Origin of the sequence: Apibacter sp. B3919 (assembly GCF_026537405.1) — a bacterium.
Taxonomy (GTDB): domain Bacteria; phylum Bacteroidota; class Bacteroidia; order Flavobacteriales; family Weeksellaceae; genus Apibacter.
Map to the genome: position 1 here is coordinate 529840 of NZ_JAFNMG010000001.1, position 15917 is coordinate 545756.

Consider the following 15917-nt stretch of genomic DNA (forward strand, 5'->3'; position numbering starts at 1 on the left):
TAAAAAAAAGTATTATAACTTTAAATAATAAAAAAGAAATAAAACAATGCTTAAAACATTCATAGAAAGACCCGTTCTTTCCACAGTTATATCCATTATAATTGTGATTCTGGGTATTTTAGGGGTAGTTTCTCTACCGGTTGCCCAATATCCCGAAATTGCTCCGCCAACGGTACAGGTAACTACAAACTATCCGGGAGCAAATGCCGACGTGGTCATGAAAAGTGTTATCATTCCATTGGAAGAACAAATCAATGGAGTTGAAAACATGACTTATATAACATCGAGTGCAACCAATGACGGTAGTGCAACCATTACTGTTTATTTTAAACAAGATGCGAACCCTGATATTGCTGCCGTTAACGTTCAAAACTTGGCAGCTCGTGCCAACAGTTTACTTCCATCGGAAGTAACCAAAAACGGCGTGATTGTACAAAAAACACAAAGTAGTAATATCTTGTTTATCGGTTTAGTTAGTAAAAGTAAAAACTACGATCAAAAATTTTTACAAAACTATGCCAACATTAACATATTACCTCAGATAAAAAGAATCTCCGGAGTGGGTGATGCTCAAGCGAGAGGTGCTAATACCTATTCCATGCGTATATGGTTGAAACCTGACGTAATGGCAACGTACGGTATTACTCCTGCTGACGTAAATGCTTTATTAGCAGAGCAAAACTTAGAAGCAGCTCCCGGTGCATTAGGTGAAAATAGTGCACAAACATTTACCTATACGTTAAAATACACCGGTCGTTTAGTAAGTACTGAACAATTCGGTGATATGGTTTTAAAATCTCTTCCAAATGGAGATGTTTTACGATTAAAAGATATAGCAAGAGTGGAAGTTGGTTCTGAAAACTATCAAATTACTTCTACCATCGACGGAAATCCATCTGTAATTATCAGTATTGCGCAAACTGCAGGTTCTAATGCACAACAAATTATCAACGAGGTTGAAAAAGTTTTAGATAATGCAAAAAGTTCTTATCCTCCGGGAGTAGAAACTGTATATATGATGAATGCGAACGATTTCCTTAATGCTTCCATTGAAAAAGTTATTCATACCTTATTTGAAGCATTCGTATTAGTATTTATCGTAGTTTTAGTATTCTTACAAGATTTACGATCTACTTTGATTCCTGCCATTTCAGTTATCGTTGCTATCGTTGGTACATTCTTCTTCTTGTTAATATTTGGATTTACCATTAATATTTTAACCTTATTTGCATTAATTCTGGCAATTGGTATCGTGGTGGATGACGCTATTGTGGTCGTCGAGGCCGTCCATGCTAAATTGGAAGACGGAATGAAAGATGCCAAAAAAGCTTCTTTACATGCGATGGACGAAATAGCGGGAGCAATTGTAGCTATCACATTGGTAATGTCTGCAGTGTTTATTCCGGTAAGTTTTATTGGTGGAACCTCAGGGGTTTTCTATAAACAATTCGGGTTAACCTTAGCGGTTTCTATTGTACTTTCTGCGATTAATGCGCTTACGTTGAGTCCTGCATTATGTGCATTATTATTAAAACCTCATGATGACAAAAAACAAAATTCTGTTGTTAAAAAATTAAAAGACGGATTCAACGGAGCTTTTGAAAGTTTAACCAACAGATATAAAAAAGTTTTAATTTGGACCTCTAAAGCTAAATGGTCTGCATTTGCAATTATTATTGTTTTCTGCGGAATTTTATATTTTCTTATGAAAACAACTCCTACCGACTTTGTACCTCAAGAAGATAGTGGATTTATCATCGGGGATATAAGTCTTCCTCCGGCTTCAACACTTGAGCAATCAACAGCTATTGCTAAACAAGTATTTGAAGTTGCGAAAGGAATTGAAGGAGTATCCAATGTTGCTCAAATTAACGGTATGAGCTTTATTAGTGGTGCGGGAGGAAACTACTCCGTAATATTAGTAAAATTAAAACCGTGGAAAGAGCGTCCTAAAATCCAAATAAACGATGTAGTAAAACAACTGTTCATTAGAACAGCAGGAATACAAGGTGGTAAGATTATCTTCTTCGGAACTCCTACCCTTCAAGGTTTCGGTATCAGTAACGGATTTGAATTCCAAATTCAAGATAAAACCGGAGGTGATATCCGTAAATTCTCTGAAATCAGCGGTAAGTTCTTAGGAGCGTTAAATCAACGTCCTGAAATCATGTATGCAACTACTTCATTCAACCCGAACTATCCTCAATACCAAATTAATGTAAATGTTGCTAAAGTTAAACAAGCCGGTTTAGCCGTAACAGACATTTTAGGTGCCTTACAAGGATACATTGGTGGTGTATATGCTTCTAATTACAATGAATTCGGTAAACAATATAAGGTTATGATCCAGGCAGATCCTAAATACAGAAAAAATGTGGAAGATCTTAATGGAATGTATGTAAGGACCAATAGTGGTGAAATGGCACCAATTGCCGGATTTATTACCTTGACTAGAGTGTACGGTCCGCAATCTCTACAAAGATTTAACCTTTACCAATCCATACCTGTAAATGGACAACCCAATGCAGGATATAGTGCCGGTGATGCGGTTAGAGCTATTGAAGAAGTTGCTAAACAAACGCTTCCTCAAGGATATTCTTTCGAATATTCAGGAATGACCAGAGAGCAAGTGAACAACAGTGGTTCACAAACTGTTTATATATTCTTATTGTGTTTGATTTTCGTATATTTCTTATTATCAGCTTTATATGAAAGCTACATTTTACCTTTAGCTATTATCATTTCTTTACCTATAGGTTTAGCAGGAGCTTTCTTATTCGCTAAATTATTCGGAATTACAAACAATATTTATTTACAGATCAGTTTAATTATGCTTATCGGTTTATTAGCGAAAAACTCTATTTTGATCGTAGAGTATGCCGTTCAACGAAGAGAGCACGGAATGAGTATCATCGATGCTGCCGTTGAAGGTGCCGTTGCCCGTTTAAGACCTATATTAATGACCTCCTTTGCATTTATTTTCGGATTATTCCCGTTAATGGTAGCAACCGGTGCAGGAGCTGTTGGTAACCGTTCAATCGGTACAGCTGCTATTGGTGGTATGTTAATTGGTACTGTAATTGGATTAGTAGTTACTCCTATGCTGTTTGCTGTATTCCAATCTTTACAGGAAAAGGCAACGCATAAACCTTCCGTGGTTTTAAGAGAACAAAACGATAACGATGATGATGATGATGAATAAGTATAACAAAATAAAAGAATTAAGAATGAAAATTCGACCAATTCAATATACAACCTTATTATTAGTTTCCGTAGTACTTAGTTCATGTATTACCGCTAAATATGAGAAACCTCAGATAACCGATAATCAATTGTACAGGGATATGCCTGTTAAAGATAGTACTACTATTGCAGATATTCCTTGGAGTGATTACTTCAAAGATCCTAATTTGCAAAGCTTGATTAATGAAGGTATTCAAAACAGTTATGATTTAAAAATTGCTGTTACGAGAATAAAACAAACAGAAGCTGCGCTTCGTTCTGCCAAACTAGGTTATTTACCTAGTTTGTCTGCAGACGCTTCTTATTCTAACAGTAAATTAAATACTGTTCAAGGAAACGGTGTTAAAACTCATTCAGAAGTTTTCCAATTGGGAGCATCTGCAAGCTGGGAGCTTGACATTTGGGGAAAAATTTCCAGTGCCAAAAGATCTGCTCTGGCTTCTTATCTTCAAAGTGATGCGTATAGACGTTTAGTTCAAACTTCTTTAGTGGCAAATATTGCAAATAATTATTATTCTCTAATTGCTCAAGATGAACAATTGAAAATAACGCTAAACACCATTAAATTATTAGAAGATAATGTGAAAACTATGGAAGATCTAAAAGAAGCTAACATAGTAACCGGTGCAGCTGTTGAACAAAGCAGAGCTTTATTATACTCTACTCAAGTGAGTGTTCCTGATTTGGAAAATAATATCAAAGCTTTGGAAAACAACATCTGTTATTTATTGGGTAGAACTCCCGGACCTATACAAAGATCTTCAATGGCACAACAAACAGTTCCTAGTCAATTTGACTATGGAGTGCCTGCTCAATTATTGTCAAAAAGACCTGATGTAATGATGTATGAACTTGCGTATCGTGCTGCATTTGAAGATACCAATGTTGCGAAAGCATCTTTATATCCTTCTTTAACAATTACCGGTAATGCAGGATATTCTACCTTAAAGAATTTAGATAATTTCTTTGATCACTCCAGTCTTTTTGCAAGTGTGGTAGGAGGTTTAACACAACCTATTTTTAATCAAGGAAAATTAAGAAGCCAACTGAGAATAAGACAAGCTCAACAAGAAGAAGCCTTGCTTAATTTCAAAAATTCGGTTTTAAATTCAAGTGTTGAAGTTTCTAATGCTTTATTTGCTTATGAAAAAGCTAAAAGTAAAGACTACGACAGAAGTTTACAGATAAATTCTTTAGTTAAATCTGTTGATTATACTAAACAATTATTAATATACAGCGATGCTAATTATACAGAAGTTTTAAATGCTGAAAGAGACTTATTAAATGCAAGATTAAGTCAAGTAAACGATAAACTTCAACAATTACAAGCTTCAATTAACCTTTACAAAGCTTTAGGTGGAGGTGTTAACTAAACCAAAGATGTAATGTACTAAAAAAGTCGGATTTTTATAAAATCCGACTTTTTATTTTATGCTGTAAATTACCGGTATGTTAAAACACACGTATTATTTTAATTCTTGCATTAACTTTAAATAATGTGAGTATCTTTTTTCTGATATTCTACCTTCCTTGACTGCCTCAATAACGACACATTGCGGTTCATTGATATGTAAGCAATTATTATACTTGCAATAAGCTTTTTCGCGTAAAATTTCGGGAAAATAATCTTGTAATTCTTCTTTATGAATGTCTACTAATTCAAATTCTTTAATTCCGGGTATGTCAATTATTGCCCCCCCAAAATCCCACTCATACATTTGCGCAAATGTGGTGGTGTGTTTCCCTTTTTCATTATAATTTGATATAGTCGCTACTTTTAAATTTAAATTTTCTTGTAAAGCATTGATGGTAGAAGATTTTCCACTTCCTGAATGTCCTATAAATACAGAAGTTTTATCTTTTATTTTATTTTTCAACTCTTCTATATTAAGATTCGTTAAAGCAGAAATTCGTAAGGTTGAATATCCAATATTTTGATATATTTTTTCAATCTCTTGCAATTCTTCTAATTCCGTTTCGGATAACAAATCGATTTTATTAAACACAATCAAAACAGGAATCTGATAGGCTTCACAAGTAATTAAACATCGATTTAAAAAACCTAAAGAGGTTTGAGGATGTTTTAGGGTAAAAACTATACAAGCCAAATCTATATTGGATGCGATAATGTGTGTTTCTTTAGATAAATTAACCGATTTGCGAATAATATAATTTTTTCGAGGATAAATTTTCGTTATCCAAGCAATATCATGATCTTCTAATTCGTATTGTATGCGATCTCCTACAGCTAACGGATTGGTATTTCTAATTTTATCTTTTTTAAATTTCCCGCGAATTCGAGCATCATAAACTTTTCCCGTTGTTATGTCTTTTACCAAATACCAACTTCCTGTAGATTTTAATACGATTGCTTCATTCATAACTCAAAAATATAAAAAAAATGCATCCTAAATTGATGCATTTTTAGTACTATCTAAAACTTATGATTATTCTTCCATAATTTTATTCTGCAATTCAACGGATTCTTTATGAATGGAAACTAAAAGATGTTCTAAAAAATCTTCTGATAATCCCATTCGTTCACCATTGCGAATGGCTAAGTTTTTTAACACATTCCATCGATCGGGTTGAAATATAGCCACATTATGTTCTTTTTTAAGATTTCCGATTTTTTTGGCTACATCCATTCTGGCTGCTAATAAACCTAACAATTGATTATCCAACTCATCTATTTCTCCTCTATATCGGTTTAATTTGGCTGAAAAATCATCCGAGTTATCATTTTTTTTTCGCAAAGTAATATCTACCAAAATATCCTTCAAGGCTTCAGGCGTAATTTGTTGTTTGGCATCACTCCAAGCTTCATCCGGATTATTATGGACTTCAACCATTAATCCGTTATATTCTAAGTTAAAAGCTTGTTGAGCTACTTCTGCAATTAAATCTCTTCTTCCTGTTATATGTGACGGATCTCCTAAAATAGGAATATTGGGAAATCGGTCTTTAAGTTCTAAGGCTATCTGCCATTGAGGGTTATTTCTATATTTTGATTTATTGTGTGAAGAAAAACCTCTATGAATAACCCCTAAATTTTTAATTCCTTGAGCTGCCAATCTTTCCAATGCCCCGATCCACAAATCTAAATCAGGATTAACAGGATTTTTAACTAAAACGATTTTATCTGTATCTCGTAAAGATTCTGCTATTTCTTGTATGGTAAAAGGGTTTACGGTTGAACGAGCTCCGATCCAAAGGTAATCCACATCAAATTCCAAAGCTAATTTAGCATGAGAAGCATTCGCTACTTCCGTAGCTATAGGCATATTAAATTCATCTTTTACCCTTTTAAGCCAATTAAGACCTATAGCCCCTACCCCTTCAAAGCTTCCGGGTTTAGTACGAGGTTTCCAAATACCGGCACGAAACACCTGCATATAATTCCGATCCATTCGCTCAGCTATTTCCATAACTTGCTTTTCGCTTTCTGCACTGCACGGCCCTGCTATTACTAAAGGCTTTTCGAATTGTTTAATCCAATTCTGGTCTAAATCTTGTAAACTCATAAATATGTTTTCTAAAAGTATGTAAATCTAAAATTTTTTTATTAAATGTCATAAAGTATTTTGCATTTTAAGAGAATTTTTTATGCTTATATGAGAAGTTTTTTTGTAAAAAACTACAAAAGAGAATGAAATAAAATAATTTGCTTTTTCGTTTTTCTACCATACGAAATATAAGTTGTACATAATTCATGTTTGATAAGTTTACATGATTGCTAATAAATTTTATTAATTGTAGTTTGCTTCTCAAAAAAATTAGAATTTGTAATTGTATTTTTGTTAACTATTTAAAAAATTATGAAAGAAATTATAATTAGTATTTTTTTCAATATAGTTGTTTCAATCCTATTAAAACTATATAATAAGAAATCCAAAGGGGTTTCTTTAGTCATTACGTACAATTATTTATTTTCAGCAATTTTTTGCTATATACTTTTCAAACCCGATCTACCTTCTTTAAATTATTCATCGGCTCCGTGGTTCATTTATTTTCTGATGAGTATTTTAATGCCTGTAGTTTTTTTATTGATTGCTGAATCTATTAAATATACGGGAATTGCACGAACGGACATAGCACAAAGAATGTCTTTACTATTAACAGTGAGCGCTTCTTTTTTATTTTTTAATGAGTCTATCAATTCTCTTAAAATCTTGGGATTATTGATTGGATTTATCTCAATACTCTTTATATTTTACGCTAAAAAAGGAGATCAAACTTTTCCTTATACTAAATTGTATCTCCTTATTCTTATATTTTTCGGATTAGGAATTATTAACATCTTATATAAGTTAATAGCGGTAAATCAAAATTTTTCGTTTACGACTTCCACCTTTTTTATATTCATTGGTTCTTTTATAGTTGGTTGTATTATTACTTTCGCGCAAAAAATACGGTTTACTTTTAAAGAAATTTTATGGGGAATTGCTTTAGGTATTTTTAATTTCGGAAATGTATATTTTTATTTAAAAGCGCATCAAACTTTTAAAGATAATCCTTCTCTTGTTTTTGCTTCGATGAATTTAGGAGTAATTGTATTGGGCAGCTTAGTCGGAATATTAGTTTTTAAGGAAAAAATGAATAAACTCAATTATTTGGGATTGGTACTTGCGCTTGCAGCCATTACAATAATTTCTTTATCCACTTAACTTGAAAATTTTTCGAAAACTCCCAGTCCGAATAAGGCAAAATCATATTTAACGGGATCGTCGGCATCCAGCATTTTTAGGTTTTTCATGAGATGGGAAACCGATTTCCAATCATTTTGAGTTCTGGACAACAAATTTAAAGATCTTGCTACATTTCCGGAATGCACATCCAGTGGACAAACCAATTGGGATGGAGAAATGGAATTCCATAATCCAAAATCAACTTTATTGGGATCATTTCGTACCATCCATCGAAGAAACATATTAATTCTCTTAGCTGATGAATTTTTGGCCGGACTGCTTATATGTTTTTGGGTTCGCTGTAAATGTTCTATTTCGAAAAATCGTTTTCTAAATCGTTCTATCACTAAGAAAGTGTCTTCTTCTTCTTTTTCTGCAGAAAAAACTTTTTCAAGTCCTCCGTGATTTTTATAAATATTTTGCAGGGATTTGATAAAAAACACTAAATCGTGTGAATTAAAAGTTCTATGTATACTTCCTTCAATCTTTTTTAAATCTTGAAAAGAATGATTTAAGATAAAATCATGGGGTGCATGGTCTAAAAAATGCATTATTTTTTCTGCATTTTTAATTATAGACTTCCTGTTTCCCCAGGCTATAATTGCTGTCAGAAAACCTGAAATTTCAATATCTTCTTTTTTACTAAATCGATGAGGAATTTGAATGGGATCTGTTTCAATAAAATTGAGTGTATTATATTGTTCTACCTTTTCATCTAAAAAGGGCTTCAATTTCAGAATTTTTTCCACGTTTATTATTTACCCAATAATGCAAATCAGCTAAAAGGAGCGATTTGAATTTCTAACCCATTTAGATCATTAGTAATTGGAATTTGACATCCTAAGCGGCTATTTTCTTTTACATGAAATGCTTCTGAAAGCATAGCCTCTTCCTCATCTCCTTTTTCCGGTAAAGGAATATTGTTACTTAAAATATAGATTTGGCATGATGCACACATCGCCATACCTCCACAAATTCCAATCGTTCCTTCAGGCACTAATTCATAAGCTCGTATTAATTCCATGATATTCATGGACATATCCGTCGGCGCTGAAACCGCATGTTTATTTCCTTCCCTATCGGTGATATTGATGGTTACTTCTGACATATAATTTGTTAAAATTATTGAATTGATTTAACAACCGGTTTTTCTGCTTCTTTTACTGTTCCGTCAAATCCTTGTACACCTCCAACGGTAGTATATTTTAAAACGTATTTTCTGTCGGGATATATTTTACTGTAAATACTTTGACACATCAAGGTGGCCTCATGAAAACCGCAAAGAATTAATTTTAATTTTCCCGGATATATGTTGATATCTCCAATGGCATAAATCCCCTCAATATTGGTTTGGTAATCCAACGCATTATTTACCTTGATAGCATTTTTTTCAATTTCCAATCCCCAATCGGCAATAGGTCCTAATTTAGGAATAAGTCCAAATAAAGGAATAAAATAATCCACTTCTTTATCAAAGGTTTGCCCTTCTTTTTCAATAACTAAGGATTCTACCTTACCGTTCCCCTTGATTCCTACAATTTCGGCAGGAGTGATTAAATTTACTTTTCCTTGATTTTTTAATGATTGAACTTTTTCAACGGAATCCAGAGCGCCTCTAAATTCATTTCTACGATGTACTAATGTTACTTCTTTAGCGATATCTGCTAAAACAATGGTCCAATCCAACGCCGAATCTCCTCCTCCTGCAATTACTATTTTTTTATCCTTATATTTTTCGGGATCTTTTACAAAGTATTCAACTCCTTTTTCTTCATAATCGGCAATATTATCTATCAAAGGTTTTCTAGGTTCAAAACTCCCTAATCCGGCTGCAATCGCCACAGCTTTAGCATGATGCCGGGTACCTTTATCTGAAGTAACAATAAAAGTTCCGTCTGCTTGTTTATCAATGGTTTTAGCTGTTTCATTGAGAGTAAACCCGGGTTGAAATTGCTTAATTTGCTCGCGTAAATTTTTAACTAATTCTCCTGCCTGAATGGAAGGATATCCCGGAATATCAAAGATCGGTTTTTTAGGATAGAGTTCTGTTAATTGCCCTCCAATGTTTGGAAGCGCATCAATAATATGACATCTTAATTTTAATAATCCCGCTTCAAATACAGCAAAAAGTCCTGTAGGACCTGCTCCTATTATCAAAATATCTGTTTCAATCATAATTTTTTTCTAAATATTTTTATATAATAACAATGTATAAAAGGTTTATTTAAAATCTATTTCTTCTAAGTAAAATAAGCTATATATTTTTTATCTTCTAAATGATAAAATATTTTTAAATAATGCTGAAACTTACAGATAACTTATTTCCAAATAAATATTAAATTACTTTTAATTGGGGCTTATGTTCTATTTTATCTTCTAAAAACAATTTCCCTCTTAAAATACTTTTAATTAAATCCACAAATTTCTCTGCAAAAGTCGTTCTAATTTGATTGGTAGAATAAATTAATGATATTTCCCTGGAGGGTGAAGATGAAAAATATCTGATATTTTTCTTTTCTTCTTCCGATAAATTTTCTGATTCTAATAAAGGTAAAATGGTAAATCCGAACCCTTCATTAACTAAGTTAATCAGTGTAGTAAAACTTCCTCCTTCTAATTTTATATTAGAATTAATGGCTTCTCTATGCTTACAAAGATCCAACACTACATCTCGGAAGCAATGACCTTCTTCCAACATTAAGAGATAATTAAAGTCTAATTTATCAACATCTAAAACTGTTTCTTTATACATTTTAGCATCTTGCGGAGAAACGTAAGCTACTAATGGCTCTTTGTAAATAGGCTTTTCAATAATTTGATTGTCATGTAAAGGTGTACTTGCAATTCCAAAATCCAAATAGCCTTCTTTAATGCCTTTTAAAATGTCCTCGGTTTTCATTTCTTTAATAACCAAGTCGGATTCCGGGTATTTACTCCTGAAAGTTTTATAGAAAAGTGGCACTAAGGTGGGGGTTATTGTTGGTATAATACCAATGACAACCGTTCCGTTCATACTTTTTTTATCTTCTTCTACAATTTGTGATAATTTATTAGCTTCAGATAAAATTATTTTAGCCTGTTCTACAATTTTCTTTCCTATAGGAGTTATTTTTATAGGATTGGTTGTTCTATCGAAAAGCTCAACTCGTAACGTTTTTTCAAGCTTTTGTATCTGCATACTTAAGGTAGGCTGACTTACGAAAGCTTTTTCTGCTGCTATCGTAAAATTTTTATATTCGGCAACAGTTAATACATATTGTAGTTGAATTAAGGTTATCATTTAAGATAATGTTTAATTATTCTTTGCAATTTAACAAGATTATTCGAAATATTCACAAATTAATGCAGGTATTGTAACCTTTTACAAGTAATTTTCGTATATATAAGTAAGTAAGTATAATTTGTAGGTGAGTAAACAGTTCATCTACTTTTGTTTAAGATAAAAAGAGTTACTATTAAATGAGACAATTAAAGATTACTAAGCAGGTAACGAACAGAGAAACAGCCTCTCTTGACAAGTATTTACAAGAAATTGGAAAAGTGGATCTAATTACTGCTGATGAAGAAGTTGATTTGGCACAGCGTATTAAAGCGGGTGACAGGGTAGCTTTGGAAAAATTAACTAAAGCAAACCTGAGGTTTGTTGTTTCTGTGGCTAAGCAATACCAAAATCAAGGACTTAGTTTACCTGACTTAATTAATGAAGGAAATTTAGGATTAATTAAAGCGGCTAAACGCTTTGATGAAACCCGAGGTTTCAAATTCATTTCTTATGCTGTTTGGTGGATTCGTCAATCCATACTTCAAGCATTAGCAGAGCAATCCAGAATTGTACGTCTGCCCTTAAACAAAATCGGTTCTATTAATAAGATTAATAAAGCATATGCCCATCTTGAACAAGAGCATGAAAGGGCTCCCTCTGCTGCCGAATTAAGTGAGGTATTGGATATGAGTGAGGACGATATTAAAGAATCCATGAAAAATTCAGGTCGCCACTTATCTATGGATGCTCCTTTAGTGGAAGGGGAAGATTCTAATTTATACGACGTTTTACGTTCGGGTGAATCTCCAAGTCCTGATAAAGAATTGATGTTGGAATCTCTTCAGATTGAAATTGAAAGATCTCTTTCTACCTTAACTCAAAGAGAAGCCGATTTAATCCGTTTATATTTCGGTTTAAGCGGTCAACATCCGATGACTTTAGAAGAAATTGGTGAAACTTTTGACCTTACTCGTGAAAGGGTTAGACAAATAAAAGAAAAAGCTATTCGCCGATTAAAACATACCAGTAGAAGTAAAATTTTAAAATCTTATTTAGGAAAATAATTTTTTATTTACCTGATACTAAAGTAAAAAGGCTATTTATTGTATAAATAGCCTTTATTTTTTGTATTTAAAATTTGCAGTAATAAATTAAATAACTATATTTGCAAACGCAAAGCAGCAGCGGTCCCATAGCTCAGTTGGTTAGAGCATCTGACTCATAATCAGAGGGTCCTTGGTTCGAGCCCAAGTGGGACCACTTTAAAATTAAAATCCTTACAAAATTGTAAGGATTTTTTTGTATTATTATTTATTGATTTGTTTTTTATCTAAGGCGTTTCAATTATTCTATTTTTATTCACCTAAAAAAATTTAAATGGTTTTAGATGAAATATTATAAAATGTCAAGTAATTCTGAAATTCCTTTTTCGTCTTTTATTATTTCTAATTCTAATTTTTTAATATAGATCCAAATTTCATTATAATAATTATATACATCATCTATAATTCCATTTATTTTTATAAAATCAATCATTTGATGATCCATATGGTTAATATTTTTAAATCTAATATGATACATTCCAATTTTCTTATAAATATTTGAGTCCTTAGAATTTATGAATAAATAGTTTTTGAACTCTTCATTTAATATTTTTATTTCTTTTGGTTTTGATAATTCAAACCTATCATTTGTACTCAAAGATAGATCAATATATTTTGTAGATGAAAAAAAGATAAATCCGGCTTTGATTTTTTTATATTTATCAGTAAGAATCATATATTCAATACCAATATTTTCACAAATTATATTAAATATTTCATTTTTATCATTTTTATTTTCAGGAAAAGAAAATTTTAACTGAGGTATTAAAAAAAATTTCAAAAAATTTATTTTATCTAATTCATAACATAATTTATAAAAGTTTTCATTACCTCCATAACTAAAATCAAAAAATTTTGAGAATTTTTCTGTATATATTTTAGTTTTTTGATCATTATTTAGAGATTTTATTAAAGATGCTGCAAAATATTCTTGCAAAGATTTATGAGGAAAAGTATATTCTATTCCATCTTGTATTAAAATTGAAATAGAGGTGGTTAGATCGTACAGAACATTGTCAAAATCAATATGTATACCCAGTTTATTACCAATTTTGATTAAAGATGTTTTTAAATATTCTACATCAAAATTATATTTTCCTTCAAATAAAGAAACATAAGAAAACCACTTTAAAATTGTTTCTAATTCATCATTTTTTAAACCGGACTTTCGTTCATGTTGCCATCCCCCTGCTTTAGTAAAAGAATCATGCTTACTACACAACGTATCAAAAACATTCCAATAAAATTTACTTTTTTGTTTAGGGAGTTCCGGATAATTATTAAATGTGAAAATAAACATTGACAATAAAAGGGGACTAGATAAATATTCTCTATACTCATCATTTTCATGTTTATTAATTTCATACATAATTTTTCTTTCTAACTCATCATTTTCTTGTAATCTTAGTTGCATTTTTATAAATTCATGTATGTCTCCCCCTTTTAAAGATTGTACTTCAAAATTATCAAATCTTGTTAGAGATTCTGCATTGGCCCCCGGTCTTGAGGTAACGATAAATACATTTTTATTATATCTGTCTACAAAATTTTCAATATCTGTTGTAATTTTGTTTTTATTTTCTGAATAAATTTCATCATAACCATCTAATAAAAAAATGAAATTACCTTCTTTTAAAATTCTTCCTGTAATTTTATAGTTAGGAGATATTTTATTTTGTGATATAATTCTAGTAATATATTCTTCAATTGTTTCATTACAATTATTTAGATTTCGAAGTTCAATAATTATCGGTATACGTTTACAATTTCCTACAGATGATAGAAAAATATGTTTTATTAACATACTTTTACCGCTTCCGGCATTACCTATTATTGTTAAATATTGATAATTTTCAAATATTTCATTAAAATTGTTTATCTCAATAGAATTCTTTTTATTTTGAATTTTTATCGGATAATAAATATCATAAAAATTAACTTTTTCATCTCTATAAATAAATGTTTTAATTGATGAATATTTTTCATAAAAATTATTTATATAATCTATAAGTCCATTTTTATATATAAAAAGATATTCATCTTTTATATTGTTACCTAAATTTAATATTTGATCTTTAAAAGTCCCAATTAATTTTGCTCCAACAGATAAATCCATAAATAGTTAATTTTAATTAGTTAAAATTTTATATAGTATAAATTTATAAAAACAATCCCGGATAAAATTATTTTTTTTACTAAATTTTTGAAGATTTGAAATTTTTTTTCTTTTAACTAAGTTTAATTTATATTTCACATCCCATACATTTGCTTTATATATTTTAGCGCGATTAAATCGAGTTACTCTTCTTCTTATCCAATTAGTTAAATTTTTAATTTATAAAATAACATGGGTTAAAAATAATTTTAAATTTTTATTTTTATTTTTGACATAAAATAATTTATTATATATATTTATAATTTATTAAATACACTTATTTATATTTTATATATATATTTAATTTTACCTTAGTTCGCTGCAATACTTATTATTATTTTTTAACTACTATGAATTATAAATTAAGGAATACTGTAACTTATTATGTACATAAAGTAGATTTACGGATATTTTTAGTTTTTTCAACATCTATTTTAATTGGTCTCTTACTTTTATACTATAAATATTCTAAGCAAAAGGAATGTAATCAAATTAATTTTGAAATTATAGCTGAAAACAATCAAGTTGGTGAATCTATTAAATTTAAAGATCTTACCCCCGGTGCCAAAAATTGGGTTTGGGATTTTGGAGATTATACTGAGAAAAAAAAGGATCAATATTCCGTGCATACCTATGAGAATCCCGGAACTTACATTGTGACCTTACACGTTAATGGCACTTGTAAATTGCAAAAAACAATTGAGATTAATCCAGGGGATAGGATTACAGATTCCTTAAAAATTCCAAAAATTATTGTTCCAAGTGTAGTTAGAGTAGATGAACCCCTCGATATCTATTATGAATATATTGGAGAAGCTTTTTCTTGGGAATGGTCTTTTGGAGAATCAGGACAAATGGACTCTACAAAGGAATATCCTGTATACAGCTATAGCTTACCCGGAAAAAAAAGATTGACCTTGGTGATCAACGGGGATATGACGCATATTGCAAGTAAAGATATTATCGTAATACCTAAAAAATTAACCGCCGAAATGTATAAAACGTACAAAGAAAATTTTAAAAATAAAAATAAGATTGTATACACATTACCTCCGGGTAAAATTCAAAAAGATCCATTTGAAGAGTTTTTAGAATCCATTCCCTTTCAACCCATAGAAAGTTCTTCTAAAAAGAGTAAAACTAAAACAGAAAATACTTCAGCTCCCTCAATTTCTGAAAATCAATTCGAATTATTATTACTGGATGTTTCAAAACAGACGAAAACCATGGAAGACTTTGGAAAATATACGTGTAATAAGTATGAATTTCCGGTAATTCATAATAATGAAATAATTACATTTTCAGAGTTTTGTAAAAAAATTAAAAATAAAAAAATTAAAATTAAATCATTACGACTCGTAAAAAATAAAAAGAATTGTATAGAATCTATAATACTAAGATGTAAAATTAAAAAAACTCGAAAAATGTAATTCGAGTTTTAATTCATCCAAAGATGAAAGATGATA

12 protein-coding genes and 1 tRNA gene are annotated in these 15917 nt (G+C 30.7%); 6 read left to right on the top strand and 7 right to left on the bottom strand.

Annotation, left to right across the window (positions count from 1 at the left end):
* The first annotated feature begins 46 nt into the window (after nt 1-46).
* Nucleotides 47-3202, top strand: a complete 3156-nt coding sequence (locus J3U20_RS02435) for an efflux RND transporter permease subunit (protein ID WP_160542259.1) — start codon at nt 47-49, stop codon at nt 3200-3202.
* Nucleotides 3195-4616, top strand: coding sequence for an efflux transporter outer membrane subunit (locus J3U20_RS02440; RefSeq protein WP_255449002.1), 1422 nt, complete (start codon nt 3195-3197; stop codon nt 4614-4616). The genes J3U20_RS02435 and J3U20_RS02440 overlap by 8 nt, the downstream gene beginning before the upstream one ends.
* Before the next feature lie 93 nt (nt 4617-4709).
* Here J3U20_RS02440 and rsgA read toward each other — a convergent pair whose 3' ends face one another.
* Nucleotides 4710-5624 (bottom strand): ribosome small subunit-dependent GTPase A, encoded by a 915-nt coding sequence (gene rsgA / locus J3U20_RS02445; RefSeq protein WP_160542260.1) that lies wholly within the window; start codon nt 5622-5624, stop codon nt 4710-4712.
* Between the two features lie 66 nt (nt 5625-5690).
* Nucleotides 5691-6767 (bottom strand): bifunctional 3-deoxy-7-phosphoheptulonate synthase/chorismate mutase type II, encoded by a 1077-nt coding sequence (locus J3U20_RS02450; RefSeq protein ID WP_105297417.1) that lies wholly within the window; start codon nt 6765-6767, stop codon nt 5691-5693.
* A gap of 294 nt (nt 6768-7061) precedes the next feature.
* Here J3U20_RS02450 and J3U20_RS02455 point away from each other — a divergent pair, with 294 nt between their 5' ends.
* Nucleotides 7062-7910 (top strand): DMT family transporter, encoded by an 849-nt coding sequence (locus J3U20_RS02455; RefSeq protein ID WP_160542261.1) that lies wholly within the window; start codon nt 7062-7064, stop codon nt 7908-7910.
* On the opposite strand, the gene J3U20_RS02460 is transcribed toward J3U20_RS02455, so the two are convergent.
* The 4 genes from J3U20_RS02460 to J3U20_RS02475 all read right to left on the bottom strand — a co-directional run bounded on the left by J3U20_RS02460 (nt 7907) and on the right by J3U20_RS02475 (nt 11211).
* Nucleotides 7907-8680, bottom strand: a complete 774-nt coding sequence (locus tag J3U20_RS02460) for a TIGR02757 family protein (protein ID WP_267434195.1) — start codon at nt 8678-8680, stop codon at nt 7907-7909. The two genes, J3U20_RS02455 and J3U20_RS02460, sit on opposite strands and share 4 nt — an antisense overlap.
* A gap of 26 nt (nt 8681-8706) precedes the next feature.
* On the bottom strand, nt 8707-9039 hold the full coding sequence (locus J3U20_RS02465) for a 2Fe-2S iron-sulfur cluster-binding protein (RefSeq protein WP_105297415.1): 333 nt from the start codon (nt 9037-9039) through the stop codon (nt 8707-8709).
* Nucleotides 9040-9053: 14 nt separating this feature from the next.
* Nucleotides 9054-10106: an NAD(P)/FAD-dependent oxidoreductase gene (locus J3U20_RS02470; RefSeq protein WP_160542262.1), complete on the bottom strand. Its 1053-nt coding sequence runs from the start codon at nt 10104-10106 to the stop codon at nt 9054-9056.
* Between the two features lie 160 nt (nt 10107-10266).
* Nucleotides 10267-11211 (bottom strand): LysR substrate-binding domain-containing protein, encoded by a 945-nt coding sequence (locus tag J3U20_RS02475; protein ID WP_185149971.1) that lies wholly within the window; start codon nt 11209-11211, stop codon nt 10267-10269.
* A gap of 179 nt (nt 11212-11390) precedes the next feature.
* On the opposite strand from J3U20_RS02475, the gene J3U20_RS02480 reads away from it, so the two are divergent.
* Complete coding sequence (locus tag J3U20_RS02480) at nt 11391-12257, top strand: sigma-70 family RNA polymerase sigma factor (protein WP_055425808.1); 867 nt, start codon at nt 11391-11393, stop codon at nt 12255-12257.
* Between the two features lie 122 nt (nt 12258-12379).
* Nucleotides 12380-12453, top strand: a tRNA-Ile gene (locus J3U20_RS02485).
* A 135-nt stretch (nt 12454-12588) separates the two neighbouring features.
* Here J3U20_RS02485 and J3U20_RS02490 read toward each other — a convergent pair.
* The gene (locus J3U20_RS02490) at nt 12589-14412 is read right to left on the bottom strand and encodes an NACHT domain-containing protein (protein ID WP_160542263.1); all 1824 of its coding nucleotides are present in this window, start codon (nt 14410-14412) and stop codon (nt 12589-12591) included.
* Between the two features lie 389 nt (nt 14413-14801).
* Between J3U20_RS02490 and J3U20_RS02495 the strand changes: the two genes are divergently transcribed.
* Nucleotides 14802-15881, top strand: a complete 1080-nt coding sequence (locus tag J3U20_RS02495; RefSeq protein ID WP_160542264.1) for a PKD domain-containing protein — start codon at nt 14802-14804, stop codon at nt 15879-15881.
* The last annotated feature ends 36 nt before the right edge of the window (nt 15882-15917 follow it).

Excerpts from the sequence above, each read along its gene's own strand:
- J3U20_RS02435 (WP_160542259.1), top strand. The coding sequence starts at position 47 with ATGCTTAAAACATTCATAGAAAGACCCGTTCTTTCCACAGTTATATCC.
- J3U20_RS02440 (WP_255449002.1), top strand. The coding sequence starts at position 3,195 with ATGAATAAGTATAACAAAATAAAAGAATTAAGAATGAAAATTCGACCA.
- rsgA (WP_160542260.1), bottom strand. The coding sequence starts at position 5,624 with ATGAATGAAGCAATCGTATTAAAATCTACAGGAAGTTGGTATTTGGTA.
- J3U20_RS02450 (WP_105297417.1), bottom strand. The coding sequence starts at position 6,767 with ATGAGTTTACAAGATTTAGACCAGAATTGGATTAAACAATTCGAAAAG.
- J3U20_RS02455 (WP_160542261.1), top strand. The coding sequence starts at position 7,062 with ATGAAAGAAATTATAATTAGTATTTTTTTCAATATAGTTGTTTCAATC.
- J3U20_RS02465 (WP_105297415.1), bottom strand. The coding sequence starts at position 9,039 with ATGTCAGAAGTAACCATCAATATCACCGATAGGGAAGGAAATAAACAT.
- J3U20_RS02470 (WP_160542262.1), bottom strand. The coding sequence starts at position 10,106 with ATGATTGAAACAGATATTTTGATAATAGGAGCAGGTCCTACAGGACTT.
- J3U20_RS02475 (WP_185149971.1), bottom strand. The coding sequence starts at position 11,211 with ATGATAACCTTAATTCAACTACAATATGTATTAACTGTTGCCGAATAT.
- J3U20_RS02480 (WP_055425808.1), top strand. The coding sequence starts at position 11,391 with ATGAGACAATTAAAGATTACTAAGCAGGTAACGAACAGAGAAACAGCC.
- J3U20_RS02490 (WP_160542263.1), bottom strand. The coding sequence starts at position 14,412 with ATGGATTTATCTGTTGGAGCAAAATTAATTGGGACTTTTAAAGATCAA.
- J3U20_RS02495 (WP_160542264.1), top strand. The coding sequence starts at position 14,802 with ATGAATTATAAATTAAGGAATACTGTAACTTATTATGTACATAAAGTA.